The sequence below is a fragment of the Negativicoccus succinicivorans genome, assembly GCF_018373335.1.
GTDB classification, from domain to species: domain Bacteria; phylum Bacillota; class Negativicutes; order Veillonellales; family Negativicoccaceae; genus Negativicoccus; species Negativicoccus succinicivorans_A.
Map to the genome: position 1 here is coordinate 1 of NZ_JAHAHH010000014.1, position 18,419 is coordinate 18,419.

The 18,419-nt window shown below is 55.1% G+C and carries 23 protein-coding genes; all 23 read left to right on the forward strand.

The features are described 5' to 3' along the window. A partial coding sequence (locus tag KH813_RS01990; protein ID WP_303992614.1) for a putative porin occupies positions 1 to 1,281 on the forward strand: 1,281 nt, incomplete at its 5' end. Positions 1,282 to 1,549: 268 nt separating this feature from the next. Continuing rightward, a complete protein-coding gene (locus KH813_RS01995) occupies positions 1,550 to 2,683 on the forward strand; it encodes a peptidoglycan-binding protein (protein ID WP_303992617.1) in 1,134 nt (377 codons plus the stop codon). A 148-nt stretch (positions 2,684 to 2,831) separates the two neighbouring features. After that, positions 2,832 to 3,329, forward strand: coding sequence for a crossover junction endodeoxyribonuclease RuvC (gene ruvC, locus KH813_RS02000; RefSeq protein ID WP_052099466.1), 498 nt, complete (start codon positions 2,832 to 2,834; stop codon positions 3,327 to 3,329). Further along, a complete protein-coding gene (gene ruvA, locus KH813_RS02005; protein WP_303992620.1) occupies positions 3,326 to 3,934 on the forward strand; it encodes a Holliday junction branch migration protein RuvA in 609 nt (202 codons plus the stop codon). Before ruvC ends, ruvA begins: the two co-directional genes overlap by 4 nt. After that, complete coding sequence (gene ruvB, locus KH813_RS02010; RefSeq protein ID WP_303992622.1) at positions 3,934 to 4,974, forward strand: Holliday junction branch migration DNA helicase RuvB; 1,041 nt, start codon at positions 3,934 to 3,936, stop codon at positions 4,972 to 4,974. The genes ruvA and ruvB overlap by 1 nt, the downstream gene beginning before the upstream one ends. Further along, entirely contained in the window at positions 4,967 to 5,173 is a 207-nt protein-coding gene (locus KH813_RS02015; RefSeq protein WP_024048156.1) for a DUF2905 domain-containing protein, read from the forward strand. Before ruvB ends, KH813_RS02015 begins: the two co-directional genes overlap by 8 nt. Positions 5,174 to 5,176: 3 nt before the next feature. After that, positions 5,177 to 6,529: a SpoIID/LytB domain-containing protein gene (locus KH813_RS02020; RefSeq protein ID WP_303992627.1), complete on the forward strand. Its 1,353-nt coding sequence runs from the start codon at positions 5,177 to 5,179 to the stop codon at positions 6,527 to 6,529. Positions 6,530 to 6,543: 14 nt separating this feature from the next. Continuing rightward, a complete protein-coding gene (queA, locus tag KH813_RS02025; protein ID WP_303992630.1) occupies positions 6,544 to 7,560 on the forward strand; it encodes a tRNA preQ1(34) S-adenosylmethionine ribosyltransferase-isomerase QueA in 1,017 nt (338 codons plus the stop codon). Positions 7,561 to 7,567: 7 nt separating this feature from the next. Continuing rightward, a complete protein-coding gene (gene tgt / locus KH813_RS02030; protein ID WP_303992634.1) occupies positions 7,568 to 8,680 on the forward strand; it encodes a tRNA guanosine(34) transglycosylase Tgt in 1,113 nt (370 codons plus the stop codon). 87 nt (positions 8,681 to 8,767) lie between these two features. Beyond that, positions 8,768 to 9,103: a preprotein translocase subunit YajC gene (yajC, locus tag KH813_RS02035; RefSeq protein WP_303992637.1), complete on the forward strand. Its 336-nt coding sequence runs from the start codon at positions 8,768 to 8,770 to the stop codon at positions 9,101 to 9,103. Then, positions 9,096 to 9,668 (forward strand): 5-formyltetrahydrofolate cyclo-ligase, encoded by a 573-nt coding sequence (locus tag KH813_RS02040; protein WP_303992665.1) that lies wholly within the window; start codon positions 9,096 to 9,098, stop codon positions 9,666 to 9,668. The genes yajC and KH813_RS02040 overlap by 8 nt, the downstream gene beginning before the upstream one ends. A 23-nt stretch (positions 9,669 to 9,691) precedes the next feature. Next, complete coding sequence (gene secD, locus KH813_RS02045) at positions 9,692 to 10,918, forward strand: protein translocase subunit SecD (RefSeq protein WP_034440837.1); 1,227 nt, start codon at positions 9,692 to 9,694, stop codon at positions 10,916 to 10,918. Then, a complete protein-coding gene (gene secF, locus KH813_RS02050) occupies positions 10,915 to 11,826 on the forward strand; it encodes a protein translocase subunit SecF (RefSeq protein ID WP_273260830.1) in 912 nt (303 codons plus the stop codon). Before secD ends, secF begins: the two co-directional genes overlap by 4 nt. A 302-nt stretch (positions 11,827 to 12,128) precedes the next feature. Next, positions 12,129 to 13,265, forward strand: a complete 1,137-nt coding sequence (locus KH813_RS02055; protein WP_303992642.1) for a GspE/PulE family protein — start codon at positions 12,129 to 12,131, stop codon at positions 13,263 to 13,265. Further along, positions 13,255 to 14,289, forward strand: a complete 1,035-nt coding sequence (locus KH813_RS02060; RefSeq protein WP_303992644.1) for a type IV pilus twitching motility protein PilT — start codon at positions 13,255 to 13,257, stop codon at positions 14,287 to 14,289. Before KH813_RS02055 ends, KH813_RS02060 begins: the two co-directional genes overlap by 11 nt. Next, positions 14,259 to 15,446, forward strand: coding sequence for a type II secretion system F family protein (locus KH813_RS02065; protein WP_303992647.1), 1,188 nt, complete (start codon positions 14,259 to 14,261; stop codon positions 15,444 to 15,446). The genes KH813_RS02060 and KH813_RS02065 overlap by 31 nt, the downstream gene beginning before the upstream one ends. Positions 15,447 to 15,460: 14 nt before the next feature. Further along, positions 15,461 to 15,844, forward strand: coding sequence for a type II secretion system protein (locus tag KH813_RS02070; RefSeq protein ID WP_024048120.1), 384 nt, complete (start codon positions 15,461 to 15,463; stop codon positions 15,842 to 15,844). Then, the gene (locus tag KH813_RS02075; RefSeq protein WP_303992653.1) at positions 15,841 to 16,473 is read left to right on the forward strand and encodes an A24 family peptidase; all 633 of its coding nucleotides are present in this window, start codon (positions 15,841 to 15,843) and stop codon (positions 16,471 to 16,473) included. Before KH813_RS02070 ends, KH813_RS02075 begins: the two co-directional genes overlap by 4 nt. Then, positions 16,466 to 16,930: a Tfp pilus assembly protein FimT/FimU gene (locus KH813_RS02080; protein ID WP_303992656.1), complete on the forward strand. Its 465-nt coding sequence runs from the start codon at positions 16,466 to 16,468 to the stop codon at positions 16,928 to 16,930. Before KH813_RS02075 ends, KH813_RS02080 begins: the two co-directional genes overlap by 8 nt. Beyond that, positions 16,927 to 17,298 carry a type II secretion system protein gene (locus KH813_RS02085; protein ID WP_303992658.1) on the forward strand — a complete coding sequence of 124 codons (372 nt, stop codon included), beginning with the start codon at positions 16,927 to 16,929 and terminating at the stop codon, positions 17,296 to 17,298. Before KH813_RS02080 ends, KH813_RS02085 begins: the two co-directional genes overlap by 4 nt. Beyond that, on the forward strand, positions 17,291 to 17,812 hold the full coding sequence (locus KH813_RS02090) for a hypothetical protein (RefSeq protein WP_024048124.1): 522 nt from the start codon (positions 17,291 to 17,293) through the stop codon (positions 17,810 to 17,812). The genes KH813_RS02085 and KH813_RS02090 overlap by 8 nt, the downstream gene beginning before the upstream one ends. Then, positions 17,799 to 18,206, forward strand: a complete 408-nt coding sequence (locus tag KH813_RS02095) for a hypothetical protein (RefSeq protein ID WP_303992661.1) — start codon at positions 17,799 to 17,801, stop codon at positions 18,204 to 18,206. The genes KH813_RS02090 and KH813_RS02095 overlap by 14 nt, the downstream gene beginning before the upstream one ends. Further along, positions 18,173 to 18,419, forward strand: a 247-nt coding sequence (locus KH813_RS02100) for a hypothetical protein (protein ID WP_303992663.1), incomplete at its 3' end; no start/stop codon positions are given. The genes KH813_RS02095 and KH813_RS02100, both read left to right, overlap by 34 nt.

An 18,419-nucleotide genomic window follows, 5' to 3' on the forward strand; every position in this document is an offset into this window, starting at 1 on the left:
GATCAGTTGAACGCGGAACAACAGGCGCAATTGAACCGTTTGGCTGACGAATTCGCGAACGAACTGAACAGCCTCGGCGTACGCGTTTCCAACTTGGAAAACCGCGTCGGCAACGTAAAAGTGACCGGTGACGCTCGTGTTCGTTGGACGGACGACGGCATAAAAGATGAAGATCACTTCGATATGCGTGCTCGCCTCCAGTTTAACGCGAAAGTAGCGGACAAGACCAAAGTAACCGCTCGCATTACCTCGGGTAACTTCGGTTTTGACAGCGACAACGAAGATCCGGACTTGGATCTCGACCGCTTGTATCTTGACCATGAACTGGCTGACGGTCTGCACCTGACCGCGGGTCGTTACGGTGAAACATTCGGCGCGACCGGCTACTGGTACGATGACGCTTTCGACGGCGTACGTCTCCAATACAAAGCGACCGATGAAGTAACCGCTTCCGTCGGCTATGGCTACGCGAAAGGCATGAACCTGAACACGTTCAAACAACTTGAAGAATACCAAGAATTGGCTAAAGAATATAAAGACCTCAAAGATCCGGAAAAAACGCTGGAAGGATTCAAAGCTGATTTGAAAGCAGCTAATGATGCGAAAGCCGCAGCGCAAAAAACTTATGACGCAGCGGTCAAAGATGGCGATCAATTTACCATTACAGTAGCTCTTCAGGCGTTGGGTATTCGTACGCACCAAGCAGATCTTGCGCAAGAAAAAGTCAACGATCTGACCAGATATCAAGCATTGAAAGCTATGAATTTGGGTGACGTTAAAGATTTGAAGAGCCCGGAAATGACCTATGCTACTTTGGGTTACAACGGCCACAACGTTCGTGTACTCGGTACCTACATCGCTCCGAACGGCGACAAAGTTGATGCAGCCGGCTTGGATGAAATCTGGGGCGCGGGCGCGATCTTCGGTCTGAACGAAGACTTCTCGCTCTCCGGCGACTACTTCAACGTTGACTGGAAAGATCGCGACGACGCTGAATTCTGGACCGCTCGCGTTGACTTCGGTCACCTGAACATGAAGAAACCGGGCAGCTTCAACATTTTCGTTGACTATGTTGACGCGGAACCGGGTTCCTACCTCGGTGGCACGGGCGCGCTCCGTACTTCGAGCTACCTGAACAACACCGAATCCTGGGCAGCCGGCTTCGGCGTAGTCGTTGCTGAAAACGTCAAACTCGAAGGTCTCCGCACATTCAGCGCGGAAACCAAAGATGGCGCTGATCTCGACGACCTCACCAAAGTACAATTGTCCTACAAATTCTAATTTGGTGATAATAAAAAAGATGGCGGTTTTCCGCCATCTTTTTTTGTTGCCGAAATATGATCACGAAATATGCCGCGGCGTAAATCGCCGCATGCGTTTCGCGACGGCGCGCGTCGGTCAATCGCCGTTTACGTTGGCATGCTGACGTCATGCCTTTTTTTACTATTTTCAACAGACGAAACTATAGGACAAAAAGAGATCATGCCGTCATCATTTTGACAGAAAATTGATGCGCATAGTAAAATAGTAAAAGTTAGGTGGTGACGAATTGAGACGAATCATAGCAGGACTTGTTTTCTGTCTTTGCCTTTGCGGCGCGAGCACCGCGGCGTGGGCGATGCAAAAAGGCGACGCGGGAGACGCGGTGCAGCGTCTGCAAGAGGCCTTGATTGAAGAAGGTTACCTCGCGCGGGAAGCCGACGGCGTGTTCGGCTCGACGACGGAAAAAGCGTTGCGTTTATACCAACGCGATCAGGGACTTAGCGTTACCGGCCAAGCCGATGAAACGATATTGGCGCGCTTGGCGGAGACGGACGCGCCGCGCGAAGGTGGCGGCATTTTGTACGCTCCCGGCAATTTGGGCGCGGATATAGTCACTTTGCAACAACTGTTCGCCGCGGAAGGATATGAGGTCGGCGCGCCCGACGGCGTGTACGGAGAGCAACTTACCCAAGCGGTGCAAACGTTTCAGCGGGAGCACGGTTTGGAAGTGATTGGCGCGATCGATGAAAAAACCTGGTCATTACTCACGCGCGGACGGGATATCGCCATCTCGCGCGGCGCGGTGAAAGGCATGCGGGAGCGCGCGGCGAATAAGAAACCCGCGGCGAAACGTAGTCGCGACAAGGCGCAAACGGTGAAAAAATCGTCTCGCTCCGCCGGTAAAATCGGTTTGCAGCAGGGTGACTCGGGTAAACATGTGCGACTTTTGCAAAGTCGTTTAGTGCAAAACGGTTACGATGTCGGGATCATTGACGCGACGTTCGGCGGCGCGACGCGAAGCGCGTTGCAGGATTGGCAAAAGAGTCACGGCGTAACGGCGAACGGCGTCGCGGACGAATTTTTCTGGAACGAATCGGCGAAACTGATGTCCGCGCCGTCAAAATATTTGCATAAATGGACGATGCACGCGTCGGCGTATTCTTCGCAAGACGGCGGCACGGGATCACATACGGCGCGCGGCAGTTTGCTTTCGCGCGGGCATGTCGCGGTGGATCCGAGCTTGATTCCGCTGGGCTCGTTATTGTACGTGGAAGGCTACGGTTACGCGTTGGCGGATGATATCGGCGGCGCGATCCGAGGCAAAACGATTGATGTCGCGATGGAGTCGTATGATGAGGCGATACAGTGGGGACGGCGCGACGTCACGGTGTATCTAATTAAAAAAGGGCACGGCAAATAAAAAGCGAGTCGTCTGCGGACGGCTCTTTTTTATTTTTATATTTTCCGCGTTATTTTTAAGTGAAACGCGACGGCGCGCGGCGATCCGCAAGCATTTTAAAACAGCGGGTATGCTATAATAAAAGAAATATGGATAAAGGTGTGAAATCATGCGTGTTTTAGGGATTGATCCGGGGACGGCGATCTGCGGTTTCGGCGTCGTGGAGCGTAACGGCAGTCGGTTGCAGGTCATCGACTACGGTGTGCTGACAACGCCGGCGCATACGCCGATGCCCGATCGCCTGACGACTCTCTACCATGGCCTTGTCGACTTGATTGAAAAATATCAGCCGGAACGCGTGGGCGTGGAAGAGTTATTTTTTAATAAAAATGTGACGACGGCCATCACAGTGGCGCAAGCGCGCGGCGTGATTTTGCTGGCGGCGCGACTGGCGGGTTTGCCGGTTTCGGAATACACGCCCTTGCAAGTGAAGCAAGGGATCGTGGGTTACGGGCGCGCGACCAAGCATCAAATGATTGTGATGACGATGCGTTTGCTCGGTATTCGTGAAAAAATTTCACCGGATGACGCGGCGGACGCGCTTGCGATCGCGATTTGCACATTACTACAGGAACGACAAGCGGAACGCTGGGGGTTGCCCAAATGATCGGTTATTTACATGGAAAAATTACGCGTCTAGAATTGGACTGGTGTCTGTTGGATGTCGGCGGCATCGGGTATCGTTTGCGCCTTCCCGCTTCCACGCGCGAGGCGGTGGGTCTCGGTGAGACGGTGACGCTGTATACCTATTTGCAGGTACGCGAAGACGCGTTGTCGCTGTACGGATTCGCGAGCGAAGCGGAATATGATTTATTTACCTTGCTGATTACGGTATCAGGCGTCGGACCGAAAGTCGCGATCGGCATTGTTTCCGCGATCGCGCCGGAGACTTTTTTTGAAGCGATTCGGATTCGCAATAAAGCGGTGCTGATGAAGTTGCCGGGCATCGGTAAAAAATCGGCGGAACGTCTGGTGTTGGAATTGAAAGACAAAGTACCCGCGGCGTCGGGCGCGCCGGTGGATTGGCCGGAAGACGTCGCGACCGCGCAAAGCGCGACGGGACCGGTGGCGGAAACGGTGCAGGCGCTGGTGGGTCTCGGTTATACGGAGCAGGAAGTGCGCGGCGCGGCGGAAAAGCTGGCGGCGCAGTACCCGCAAACGGACCGCTTGCTGCGCGCGGTGTTGGCGCAACTCGGTAAAGAAAGAGGATAATGATGGCAGACGAACGAATTATCGCGCGTGAGGAAACGTCGGGCGACGGTTGGCAACAGTCGTTGCGACCGCGGCACTTGGCCGATTATATCGGACAGGAAACGCTCAAGCGCAATTTGGAAGTATATATCGCCGCGGCGAAGCAGCGCGGCGAACCTTTGGATCACGTGCTTTTATACGGTCCGCCGGGGCTCGGCAAAACGACGCTGGCGGGCGTGATCGCCAACGAAATGGATGTGCCGCTCAGGATCACGAGCGGTCCGGCGATTGAACGTCCCGGCGATTTAGCGGCGTTGCTGACGAATTTGGAAACCGGCGACGTACTATTTATTGATGAAATTCATCGCCTTTCCCGCAGCGTGGAAGAGATTTTATATCCGGCGCTGGAAGATTTCGCGTTGGATATTTTGATCGGTAAAGGTCCGGGCGCGAAATCGGTTCGCATTGATTTGCCGCCGTTCACGCTGGTGGGCGCGACGACGCGCGCGGGAGCGTTGGCGGCGCCGTTGCGCGATCGTTTCGGCGTCATTCATCGCTTGGAATACTACCAACCCGCGGAAATTGAAAAAATTATTACGCGCTCGGCGCAATTATTGGGGATTGAAATGGCGCCGGAAGGGGCGTCGGAGATCGCCCGTCGTTCGCGCGGCACGCCGCGTATCGCGAACCGCCTGCTGAAACGCGTGCGCGATTTCGCGCAGGTAAAGGCGGACGGCGTCATCACGTCAGAGATTGCCGATTTGGCGCTGGCGGCGATGGAAGTCGATCATGCCGGTTTGGACGCGATTGACCGCAAGGTTCTCGCGACGATTATTCGTCAGTTCGGCGGCGGTCCGGTCGGGCTCGACACCATCGCGGCCGCGGTGAGTGAAGAAACGGCGACGATCGAAGATGTGTACGAACCGTACCTGATGCAAAACGGATTTTTGCATCGCACACCGCGCGGTCGCGTGGCGACGGCGGCGGCGTACGCGCATCTGGGGATCGCGATGCCGCAGTCAACGTCTGACGGCGATTTGTTTGAGGCGCGTCATGGGTAAAATGCTGATGATCCTCGGCGCCGTGTTGCTTTTGGTCGGCGCGTGCATGCATTTCGGCGGTCACTTTTTACCCTTGGGCAAATTGCCCGGAGATATTTCATTTACGAAAGGCAATACTACATTTTATTTTCCGCTCGGAACATCGATTTTGCTTTCGGTCGTTCTGACGCTTGTCTTGCAGTTGTTTACAAGGCGGTGAATTATGGTTCGATGGCAGCAATGCTGCGCGGTTGTTTTGACGGGAGCGCTTCTTTTCGGCACGGCGGCGACCGTGGACGCGGCGGGTGTAAAAGGTTCGCCGGGCGCGCGTTCGCGTACGGAAAGCACGCGTGTGATTAAGGGAGTGCCGGTGAAAAAGCCGGCGAAAGTGAAGATGGGACGTTACGAGACGCAAAAAGCTCCTCGGGCAGAAGCGAAAGACAAACGGGGGGATCTCCGACAAGTTTTACCGATCACGGAAAATGAACCGGTCGTGCTGGTCGGTCTGATGCGTAACGCCCACTCGCCGAAAGTGAGAATCAACGGCGCGTACACGGTGTATAACGGCACGCAAAAATGGAAAACATTCAGCAAGGGCGACACCTTGCGCATCGGCGTAAGCGCGAAATCCATTACACTCGACGGCAAAAAAGTCGGCGAAACGGTGTATATCCGACCGGAAGGCTTCGCGCTGGTCGCGGTGGACGGTAACGAATACCGCGGCGCGCTGAAATTGATTCGGACGCCGGGACATGATGGCGTGACGGTGATCAACGAAGTCGGCATGGAAGAATATCTCTACGGCGTCGTGCCGCGTGAAATGTCGGCGTCGTGGGAGCCGAACGCGTTGCGGGCGCAAGCGGTGGCGGCGCGCACGTACGCGCTCAATCATAAAAATAATTACGCGTCGCAAGGGTTTGACGTCTACGACACCATCGTTTCGCAAGTGTACGGCGGCGTCGCGGCGGAAGCTCCGGAATCCACGCAGGCCGTCAATGATACGGCGGGCGAAGTGATTTTGTACAAAGGCGAACCGATTGACGCGGTGTTTTGCGCGCATTCGGGCGGCTACACGGAAGACAGTGAAAATGTCTGGGACAATTTCGTGCCCTACTTGCGCGCGGTGAGTGAACCGCTGAACGATTTTACTAAACAACGCTGGGAAAAAGAAATTTCGCTCGCTGATTTGGAGCGCGTGCTGGCGGCGTATGGTAAAGATGTCGGCAAAATTAAGAATATTAAATTGTCCAAGTTGAAAAAAGCGCCGGTGAAAGCGTTTGATCGAACCGTTTCGGGACGCGTCCGCACCTTGCAGATCGCCGGTAAAAAACAGGCGGTGGCGATCAGCGGCAACCGTTTTCAGCAGATGTTCGACTTACGCAGCACGATGTTCGATATCGTCAAAGGCAGTAAGCGCGATCGCTTGAAAATTATCGGGTACGGGTATGGCCACGGCGTCGGCATGTCCCAATGGGGCGCGCAAATCATGGCGCAGCAAAAGCCGCGTGATCCGCATCATTATCGGAATATTTTACGACACTTCTATACGGGTGTCACCATTGAAAAAATGTATTGAAACGAAGGTCAGATATGAACGTTAGTGAATTTAATTACGATTTGCCGGAGGAACTGATCGCCCAGACTCCGGTCGAGCCGCGTGACACGTCGCGACTGCTCACGTTGGATCGTCAAACGGGTGCTACGAAACAGGGAACATTTCGGGATATTTTAGCAGACGTGCGCCCCGATGACGTGTGGGTCTTTAATAATACGCGCGTCATTCCGGCGCGGCTTTACGGTAAACGGCCGACAGGCGGCAGGGTGGAAGTCCTGCTGCTGCATCCGTTGGGCGAAGACCGTTGGGAAGTGTTAGTGCGGCCGGGCAAAAAGGCGTTGCCGGGCACGGCGCTTACGTTTGACGCCGGCATGACGGCGACGGTGGAAGATCGCACGGAGTTCGGCGGACGCGTTTTGAAGTTCACCTATGACGGCGATTTTTATGCACGTTTGGACGAAATCGGCGAAATGCCGTTGCCGCCGTACATTCATGAACGCTTGCAGGATCGGGAACGGTATCAGACCGTGTACAGTAAAACGCCGGGTTCGGCGGCGGCGCCGACGGCGGGATTACATTTCACGCCGGAAGTAATGAAAGAAATCGCCGCGCGCGGCGCGACCGTTTGCTACGTCACGCTGGATGTCGGACTGGGCACGTTTCGTCCGGTTTCGGTGACAGAGATCGAAACGCATCACATGCATTCGGAAACATATAACGTGAGTGAAGAAACGGCGCGGCTGATCAATGAGGCGAAACGCGCCGGTCGGCGGATCGTCGCGGTCGGCACGACGTCGGTGCGCACGCTGGAGTCGGCGGGGCAAAGCGGCGTTGTGAAAGCGGGTCGCGACGCGACGGAACTTTTTATTTATCCGGGATACGAGTTCAAAATTGTGGACGCGATGGTGACTAATTTCCATTTGCCGCAGTCGACGCTTTTGATGATGATTTCCGCGTTCGCCGGTAAAGACCATGTGCTCGCCGCTTATCGGGAAGCGGTCGCGGCGAAGTATCGCTTCTTCAGTTTCGGCGACGCGATGTGGATACGGTAGGTGGAATATGGCAGTTATTACCTATGAATTAGTGCATGAAGACGCGCAAACCGGCGCGCGCGCCGGTCGCATACATACGCCGCACGGAAGTTTTGACACGCCGATGTTCATGCCGGTGGGCACGCAGGCGACGGTTAAAACATTATCGCCGGAGGAAGTGGCGGAAACCGGCGCGGGCATTATTTTAAGCAATACGTACCATTTGTTTTTGCGGCCCGGCACGGAATTGGTCAAAGCGGCCGGCGGTTTGCATCAGTTCATGAAGTGGCCGCGCGCGATGCTCACCGACAGCGGCGGGTTCCAGGTGTTCAGCCTGGGCGCGATGCGCAAGATCAAAGAGGAAGGCGTGTATTTCCGTTCCCATATCGACGGGTCCAAGCAATTTTTGTCGCCGGAAGTGGCGACGCGCGCGCAAATGGATCTCGGCGCGGATATCGCGATGGCGTTTGATGAATGCATCCCGTATCCGGCGGACTACGAGTACGCCAAGCAGTCGACGGAACGCACGACGCGTTGGGCGAAACGTTGTCTGGAAGTGCATGAGCATCCGGCGCAAGGCATGTTCGGGATTATTCAGGGCGGCATGTATCGCGACCTGCGGGCGCAAAGCGCGCGGGAGATCACGGCGCTTCCGTTTGACGGTTTTGCGATCGGCGGTTTAAGCGTAGGCGAGCCGCACGATCTGATGTATGAAATGTTGGACTACACGACGCATCTGATGCCGCGCGACAAGGCGCGCTATCTGATGGGCGTGGGAACGCCGGATTGTCTCGTGGAAGGGGTGGCGCGCGGCGTCGACATGTTTGACTGCGTCTATCCGACGCGTGTCGCGCGTAACGGCATGGCGATGTTGAAAACGGGCCGGCTGAATATCAAAAATAAACAGTTTGAGCGCGATTTCACACCGTTGGACGAAGAATGCGACTGCTACGCGTGCCGCCATTATACGCGGGCGTACATTCGCCACTTGTATAAAGCGGAAGAAATTTTCGCGTTTCGTTTGCTTTCCGTGCACAATATCCATTTCCTGAAGCGTTTCATGCGCAGTTTGCGGGCGGCGATTTTGGAAGATCGGTTCGGCGATTTTCAGCGTGATTTTTGGGCGCAGTGGCAGCGCTAGAAAAAGATGCGCGTAAGATTTTCGCAGAGCCTTTGAATATGATAAAATAAATAGGATAAGATACAATACGATTAAGGAGGTGCAAATGTGCAACAATTTATGCCGTTAATTAACGCCGCATGGCCGTTTTTATTGATGATTGCTATTTTTTATTTCTTACTGTATCGGCCGCAGCGCCGGGAAAAGTCCGAACGTAAGCTGTTTTTGCAACGTCTCGGTCGCAACAGTAAGGTGATTACCGTCGGCGGACTGTATGGTACTGTAAAGGCGATTAAAAACGAATGGGTCCTTTTACAGATCGCGCCGAAAGTGGAAATTAAAGTCGCCAAAGCGGCGATTCATAAATTCCAATCGGAAGAAGAAGAAGAACCGGTCGCTAAAGAAGTCGAAGCAGAGCAGGAAGCGGCCAACCGTGATGCCTGAAATGACAGCGGCGCAAGCGCAGAAAAAAGCGTTGCGCCGTCCTCTTTTGGAAAAACGGAGTCACTTCGAGCCCGCTTCCGTCAGCCGCGCCATTTGTGAGCGCATCACGGATTCCGCGATGTTTCGCGAAGCGAACGTTATTTTCGGGTATTTGGCGATGCCGCAGGAAATCAATATTGATCCGGTGCTCCGCGCCGCGCTCGCTCAAGGGAAAACCGTTGCCGTACCGAAACTCACGGCCACGCTCGGCATCATGGACGCGGTCGGGTTGACTTCATGGGATAATTTGGCGATGAACCACTGGGAGATTCGCGAACCGCGCGCCACCGCGGTGATCGATCCGGGTGAATTCGACTTGGTGTTGGTTCCCGGATTGGCGTTCACACACAACGGAGCGCGCTTGGGCATGGGCGGCGGTTACTATGATCGCTGGCTGGCACATACAAATGCAAAGACACTCGGTATTTGCGCCGAGGCCTTTCTCGTCACGCAGATTCCGCTTACGCCGAACGACGTAACGGTAGATGCGGTAGTCACGGAGACCGCCTGGTACACCGCGAGGTGACCGGCGGGGAGGGAGAATAAGTTTTGCGTATCAATGAGTTGTTAAAATTTTTATTGGCGATCGCTGTCATCATCGGCCTCTTTGTTTTCAAAGTAGGCGACTTGGCGGGATCGATCAAACAGGGCTTGGATCTGCAAGGCGGCACGCATATCGTGCTGGAAGCGAAAGACATGCCCGAACACGTCGTTACCGATCAGGACGTGGAACAGGTCGTCAAGATCATGGAACGTCGTATCAATGAAATGGGTTTGACCGAACCGATCATTCAGCGTGAAGGTTCGCGCCGTATCATCATCGAACTGCCGGGCGAACGCGATCCGGAACAGGCGATCAAAACGATCGGCAAGACGGCGATTCTGCAGTTCAAAGACGAGGACGGCAATGTCCGCCTTTCGGGTGAAGATCTGGCGACAGCGAAAGAAGAATTGGGACAGGGAAACAAACCTTTAGTCGCTATCGAATTCAATGATCAGGGCGCGAAAAAATTCGGTGACCTGACGACGCAGAATGTCGGTCGTCATATCGCGATCGTATTGGACGGCGAAGTCCTGACGAATCCGGTCGTGAACGAACCGATCTTAGGCGGTAAAGCGGTCATCACCGGCAACCGTTCCCTGGAAGAAGCCAAAGACTTGGCGATTCTTTTGCGCAGCGGCGCGTTGCCGGTCAAAGTCGACGTTATGGAAGTTCGCACCGTCGGACCGTCGCTCGGTCAGGACTCCAAAGATAAGAGCGTCATGGCTTTCGCCATCGGTCTTTCGTTGATTACGCTCTTCATGCTTTTGATTTATCGCGTGAACGGGTTTATCGCTAATGTGGCGTTGCTCGTCTATGTTTTGTTATTACTTTTGATTTTAAAATTACTGCATGCGACACTGACCCTGCCGGGCATCGCGGGTATCATTCTTTCCATCGGTATGGCGGTCGATGCGAATATCTTGATTTTCGAACGCTTTAAGGAAGAAATCGCAGCCGGTAAAGTATTGCGTCTAGCGATTCAGGCCGGTTTCAAACGCGCGTTCGCGACGATTTTCGACGCGAATATGACGGTTATGATTACCGCGTTGATCCTGTTCGTTTTGGGCAGCGGCACGATTAAAGGTTTCGCGATTACGCTCGGCTTGGGCGTGCTCGTCAGTATGTTCACGGCGATTACCGTCAGTCGAACCTTGCTGATGATGCTCATCAACGCCAATATTGTGCATAATCCCTGGCTCTTCGGAGCGCGGAAAGGGGGCTATGCCAAATGAATTGGAATTGGAACTTAGTCAGCTATCGTAAAATTTGGTTTACGTTCTCGACCCTGCTTGTCATTCCCTGCATCATCGCGATTGCGGTGTTCGGTTTCAACTGGGGCATTGATTTCACCGGCGGCACGATTATCGACCTGAATTTCGCGCAGCCCGTGACGGTCGCGCAAGTGCGTGAGGCGGTTACCGACGACGGTCTCGGCGCCAGCACGATTCAGCTTTCCGGCAATGTCGACAGCGAATCGGGTCACGATGTGATGATTCGCACGCATAACCTGTCGGCGGAAGAAACGAATACGGTCGTGGCTCATGTGCAACAAAAATTGGGTGATGTCGATGTGAAACGCATCGAATCCGTCGGCGCGGTCATCGGTTCGGAAGTGACCGAACACGCGCTGATCAATTTGCTGGTCGCTTTCGCCGCGTTGATCGCGTACATCTCCTATCGTTTTGAATACCGGATCGGCATTTCCTGTATCATCGCGATTACGCACGATATTTTAGTCGTGCTGGGCACATTCGCATTGTTCCAGCTGGAAATTGACGCGTCGTTCCTGGCGGCGATTTTGACGGTTATCGGTTACTCGATGAACGAATCGGTCGTTATTTTCGACCGCGTCCGCGAAAACTTGCGCACGCATCGCAAAACGGATTCGTACGAAACGCTCGCGAACGACAGTATTAAGCAAAGTATCACGCGCAGTTTCTACACATTGACGACCGTTTTGTTCGCGGTCGGCTCGCTGTATTTCTTCGGCGGCGAAACCACGAAAAACTTCGCGCTCGTCATGCTGGTGGGCTTCATCAGCGGCGCGTACTCGTCTCTGTGCATCGCTACCTCGCTGTGGGTGGTATGGCGCAATTATGACGGCAAGAAACATCACAGCGTACGCACGAAAAACGCGTAACGTGAAAAAAGATCCCGGGTTTCCGGGATCTTTTTATTTTGTAAAACTTGATAAGTGAAACAGGGAAATAAAAATAAAACTTTTCGCCGTGCTTTTTATCATGCTGTTGAGCGCGGCCGCATGGAACTGAAAAAAGACGCCCGCGGGCGTCTTTTTTCGGTTCGTCGAACAGTGGCGCAAAGCGCGGCAGCCGCCGCAAAATTTACTTGACTTTTGATTTTCGCAAGCCTAGTATAAAAAATGTAATAAATAAAAATTTATGTTGAGAATAAAGGAGCAGCGACAACATGGCGGCGCAGGAGATGGCAAGCCCTAAGACAGCGGTGCAGGCGTTATTGACGCAAGCAGTGGCTGACGGCGCGAGCGATGTGCATTTTGAACCGCAGGAAAACGGGCTGCGCGTGCGTTTTCGCATTCACGGCAAACTTTGGGAAACAACGCAACTCCCCGGGACTTTTGCGCCCTCCGTGGCGAATTATATCAAAGCGCTGGCGCATATGAACATGGCGGAAAAACGATTGCCCTTAGACGGCAGTTGCACTTTTGAAACCGGTAACAGGAAATATGATTTACGTATTTCCTCGTTACCGGTTTTTTATGGTGAAAAAATAGTGGTCAGAATTTTAGGCAATCCGCTATTTGTGCCGCAATTGGAAAGGCTCGGGCTGTTGCCGGCGGCGCAGTCGCTGTTGGTTCGTGAATTGCGACGCAGCGCGGGATTGATTGTGGTTGCCGGCGCGACGGGAACGGGCAAAAGCACCACGCTGGCGGCGGCGCTAGCCTTTTTGAACGACAGCGCGCGCAATTTGGTCTCGATTGAAGATCCGATTGAATATCATTTGCCCGGCGTGAATCAGGTGCAGGTAAATGAGCAAAGCGGACTCACATTCGCCAAAGGTCTGCGCAGTATTTTGCGCCAAGATCCCGATGTGATCGCCGTCGGCGAAATTCGCGACCGCGAAACGGCGGAAATTGCGATTCGCGCGGCGCTGACAGGGCACCTGGTGTTGTCTTCGATGCACGCCAATACGGCGGCGGAAATACCGCTGCGTTTTGTGGAAATGGGAATCGCGCCGTACCTGGTGGCGGCGTCGTTGACGCTGGTGATTTCGCAACGCTTGCTGCGTCTTTTATGTCCCGCGTGCAAACAACCCTACCGCGGCGTTGCGCCGTGGGCTGAGGAGAGCACCGATAGCGCCTTGTTTACGCGCGGCGGTTGCGAGCGATGTCACGCGACCGGTTATTCCGGGCGGACGGGTATTTTTGAAATGTTGACGTTGGATGAGAGCATTAAAAATCAACTGGCGTTGCCGGAAGGTATTCCGAGGTTACGCTCGTTGTGCGGCAGTCTGACGCGGTTCCCGCTCGCGCAGCAGGTTCGCGAACGGATTGCGAAAGGCGAGGTAGGCGTAGAGGAGGCGGCTTTTTTTGCGAACTGATGGGCAGGCCGATTGGTTGGCTCAGGCGTTGCAACGCCAGGCGAGTGATATTCATTTGACGCCGGGAGAGCCGATTTATTATCGGCGGGAAGGACGCCTGGAAACGAGCGGAGAGATCCTCAGTGAGGCGGCGTGGGATGCCTGGTGCGCTCATTTTTTAACAGCGGACGAGCAAACAACGCTGCGTTCCGAACGTTATCTTGATATTGTTTGCCGCGAAAATCGACCGCTGCGCTTTTCTTTCTTTTTCGCCGGGGGCAAACTTTGCGCCGGTGTGCGCATTTTGTACGGTTTGGACGATTTACCGAAGGATCCCGATCCGGCGCTTTTGGCGGATGCCGCCGCGTTAAATGAAGGTTTGGTGCTGATCGGCGGCGCGACCGGCAGCGGCAAAACGACGGCGTTATTGCATGTTTTGGCGCAGATGAATGAACGGTTTTCGCGGCACGTGATTACGCTGGAAGATCCGCCGGAATTATATTTACCCGCCGGCCGTTGCCTGATTCGTCAACGCGCTGTCGGCACGGACGTGGCGGATTTCACGAGCGGCGTGTGGGAAGCGTTACGAGCTGACCCGGATGTGTTGGTCATCGGTGAATTGCGTCATCCGGAGACGATTCACGCGGCGTTGACGGCGGCGGAAACTGGTCATCTCGTGTTGGCCACCGTACACAGCGCAACACTGCCCGCCATGATCGGGCGGATGGTGCACGCGTTTCCCGCGGCGGCGCAAACGCAAGTGCGTTACCAACTCGCCGCAACATTGCGGTTGGCTGTCGCGCAACGCCTGTTGCCGGTCGGCGCGCGCCGCGTATTATTGCGTTCGTACGCGTGGTGGACGCCGGCTTTGTCACGTCTGGTGCGTGACGGCAAAGAGGCGCAATTGAACGGTTATTTGCAAACGGGCGGTGTGCAGGCGCAAACATTTACGCAGGCGCTGCAACGCGCGCGACAAACGCTTTCCGACGACGAAAAAGACGATCTTGAGGAGCAATGGCGACAATGCAGCGATACCACTATATAGCATTGGACGAGGCGCAACATTTGCGGCGCACGGGCTGGATTGAAAGCGCTTCGGAAGCCGACGCGGCGGCGTTGCTGCGGGCGCGTTCCTGGTATGTGGTTCGTTTGCGCCGCGGCCATGCGTGGGAACAAATTTCGCAACGACAACTCGGAGCTCGCACCTTGGCGCTTTTTACCCAACAGTGGGCGACATTGTTGCGCGCCGGGATTGACGTGTTGACGGCGCTGCGCTTGCTGAGTGAAACGGGTCCGCCCCGCTTGCAACAAGCGTTGACGGATGTCAGCGCGGCGGTGGAGACGGGTGAGACGTTGCGGGAGGCCTTGCAAACGGCGCACGTTTTTCCGCCGTTGCTGATCGCGCTGGTGGAAGCAGGCGAAGCGGCCGGCGTGCTGGCGGAGAATTTAACATACGCTTCGCTTTACTATCGCAATCAGTTAAAACTGCAGCGCTTGCGTCGGGAGGCGTACAGCTATCCCTTGCTGGTGATGCTGGCGGGATTGTTGGTCGGCGGAATTTCCGTGATTTGGATTTTGCCGACTTTCGCGAACCTGTTCGTCGATCTCGGCGCGCAACCGTCGGCGGTGACGCAAACGGTACTAACGACGGCGCAATGGTTTCATTCCCATGTGCTTTTGATCGTGCTCGCGCTGTTTTTGGCTTTGGGCGCGATCGTCGCGCTGGCCATGACGCCGACCGGACAAATGGTTATCGCCCGCCAAGCGGATCGGTTTACTTTATTTCGCGCGCCGATGTACGCGCGCATGGCGCAGGTGCAGGCGCTTTTGTTAAAAAGCGGTTTGGATCTTGCGGAGACATTGCGTCTGACGGCGGCGGTGACTAATCCGCTATACCGGGAACGCTTGCTTACCGCTCGCACCGCCGTGCGCAACGGTCGCGCGTTGGAGACGGCGCTGCAAACGGCGGACATTTCCGCGCCGGTGTATCTTCACATGGTGCGCGTGGGCACGGAAAGCGGACGTTTGGAGGAACTCTTGGCGGAGACGGCCGCGTATTACGAAGAGGAAAGCGCGCGCAGCTGGGAACAGTTGAAAACATGGTTGGGCCCGTTGCTTTTGTTGGCGACGGGATTGTGGGTAGGATTTTTGATGTACAGTATCTTGCTACCGATTATCGATGTGGTAACGGCTCCGATGTAGAAAGGATGATTTCCATGCAAAGAACGAAACAACGCAAACATGCCGGTTTTACTTTGATCGAACTGTTAATTGTAATTGCCATCATCGGGATTTTGGCGACGGTTGTTATACCGAAATTCGGCGGCGCGGCGGATCGCGCCAAAGTGGCGAAGATTCAAGCGGATTTGCACAGTGTCGGAACGGCGGTGGCGATGTATCAGGTTGACACGGGCAAATACCCGAGCTCTCTGGACGAATTGGTAAATACGACGGACGCCTCTAAAGGATACTTGGAAGCGGTTCCGAAAGCACCGGATAACGAAAGCTACGACACGAGCAAATTGGCGACGAAGGGAGAAGTCACTTACAGCTATAAAGGCACTACATACTCCTCGCACGGTGGACCGAGCGGCAAATGACGCTGACCGTGGTCGGCGTTTTATTGTGGCCCTGTCTCGCGGGACCCTGCATATGGCGTTGGGCGGAAGCGTATAGAAGGCGTTATGCCGCGGAATGGTCCGAGCCTTTTACGCCTCAACGCGGGCTAACGGGCGCGGAATGGTGTTTCGGCTTTTTAGCGGCGCTGAGTTTATTGCCCGGCCTGGCGGCCGGGCGTTCGCTCATCGGCACGTTGGTATTGTGCGGACTGGGTCTGCTCGCTTCGCTTTGTGACGCGCGCTATGGCGTGCTACCGAGGCGACTTTCCCTTTTGCTTTTTCTGGCAGGCGGCGCGGAAAGCATCGTTGCGGGACATTTTCTGAGCGCATTGGCGGCAAGCTTTTTGGCTGTTGTCGTGGCCGGCGTTTTATACGGACTCGCGCGCGGCGGCATGGGGCAGGGTGACATTTGGTATTACGCGGCGCTCGCGACTTGGCTGTCGCCGTTGCAAACGTTGTTGCTCTTGTGGCTGGCGGCGCTTTTGGGAGCGTGCTTCGGCATCCTTTCCTGCGGATTTTCTTCCCGCCGTCAGGCGATTCCGTTCGGACCTTTTTTGACGTTGGCGGTCGGTTTAGCGACACCGGTAGGAAGTTGGCTGGGTTATGGATAAACAATCAAACCGCGGTTATTTGCTTTGGGAAATGCTGGTGGCGATCGCTTTAGTGGGGATCTTTACCGCCTGGTCCGCCGTAGAGTATGCGGCGTTTCAGGATCGGCAGGCTTTATTGCGAGCGACCTCGGCGCTTTGCGCCGCCATCCATCAGACGCAAGCGCTCGCGCAACAAAATCGCGGTGCGCAAAGCAATATGCCGACCCTGCATCTCAATGTCGATCATCGCCCGGCGATGTACTACGTAACGGCGCGAAATACGTTGATCGGTCAACGCGCCGCCTTGCCGGAGGGTATTTCATTCAGCGCGGGGCAATCCAAGCTGGTCCAGTTTCAAAGCAACGGCCGACCGATGCAAAGTTACCGCGGCAACTACCAAATCGTTTTGGAAAATCGTCATCATGAACGTAAAAAAATTATCATCAGCGCACAAACAGGGCGGGTACGCGTGCAATGAAAACGAAATCGCGAGGCTTTATTTTTCCGGAAGTTCTTTTCTTGATTCTGATTATGACGGTGGTCGGCGGAACGCTCGCCGCCACCGTTTTGGGCGCGGTGCATAACGCGGCCGGCGGGCGGGAGCAAACGGAGCGGGCGGCGCTGTTGCAGGAGACGGCGGAAAAATTGAAATATGCCTACCTGGTCGATGGCGTGCCCGCCGGCTACAGTATTACCAAAGAATACAATGCGCATCACTTTACGATTGATGTCGTCGGTACAGAGGCGGCGGAACCGGGCGTTTACGGCTATGAAATCACGGTCAGCGGTTCACGAGGCGCGGATGCGGTGACGATTTGGCTGCCGCGAGGAAACACACATGCGTAAACACGCTGGCTATATCCTTTGGGAGCTTTTGCTGGCCCTGTTGCTCTGCGGACTGTTGAGTGCCGCATTGGCGCCGCGGGTGCGCGGCGTGCTGCAAACCTTTCAGCGACTTGGGACGGAACTCAAAATCAGCGAGGACAGCCGGTTCATTTTGGGAACGCTGGACAGTTATTTGTGGTCCGGCACGTCGCAAACAAGACCCGGGCGGAAGAACCAATACGTTTTTGTTACGCCGAATCATTTGCGACACGCTTTTTATGCGAGCGGCGCGCTTTATCTGGAATTAAAAAACGGGCAGCGTCAACCGATGACGGAAGCGGGCGACGGCACGGCCAATCGGCCGAGATTTCTTCCGGGGAAAGAAGACGGTGACAAAATGTTTACGGTAGACGACCAAGGCCTTGTGACGGCGCAGTTTACCTGGGTATACGGAGCGCGTCAACAAACGTACGGCACGGCGGTTTTGCCGTATGCGCAGTGGTATCGCGTAGGAGAGACCTATGTCGTGCGCTGAATCGCACCGCGGCAGCGTGCTCCTTTGGTGGTGCATCGCATTGTGCGGACTGCTGACGCTTGCCGGCCTTGTGTTGCAGCAGGCGTCTGCGGTGCGCACGGCAAGCGCGTATACCGTGACGGGCCTGCAGACTCGCTACGTCGCGGAAAGCGGGCTGAACTGGGCGCTCGGACGTTGCGCCGCTCAAGGACTGCCGGACAATGTGGTGACGAAAGAGCTGGCGGTTCGCGACGGCTATCAAAATCGCGTGACGATGGATCCGCAAGGCACGCGGGCGACGATCACCAGCGTCGCCGTGCACGATGCGGAACGAATCACGCTTGTCATTAAAATTAACTGCGTACCGAAAGGAGAAGGCAAATGGGAAATTGGCGTCAGCGAATGCAAAAGCTGACCGACGTGGGCAAACAAATATTTGCCTCCTCGCCGTTGCCGTTTTTGGCATGGGAAGGTGACGGTTTATTGTGCGTGCGGGAAAAAGCAAGCGGACCGGCGCAGTGGATTTGGTTGCCGCATGCCGCCGATGATTTGGCAAAAACGCGCCGGGTGCTGACGGAAATATGGCATGTGCCGATGCATACGGCAGTGATGACGGCATCCCCCGCGG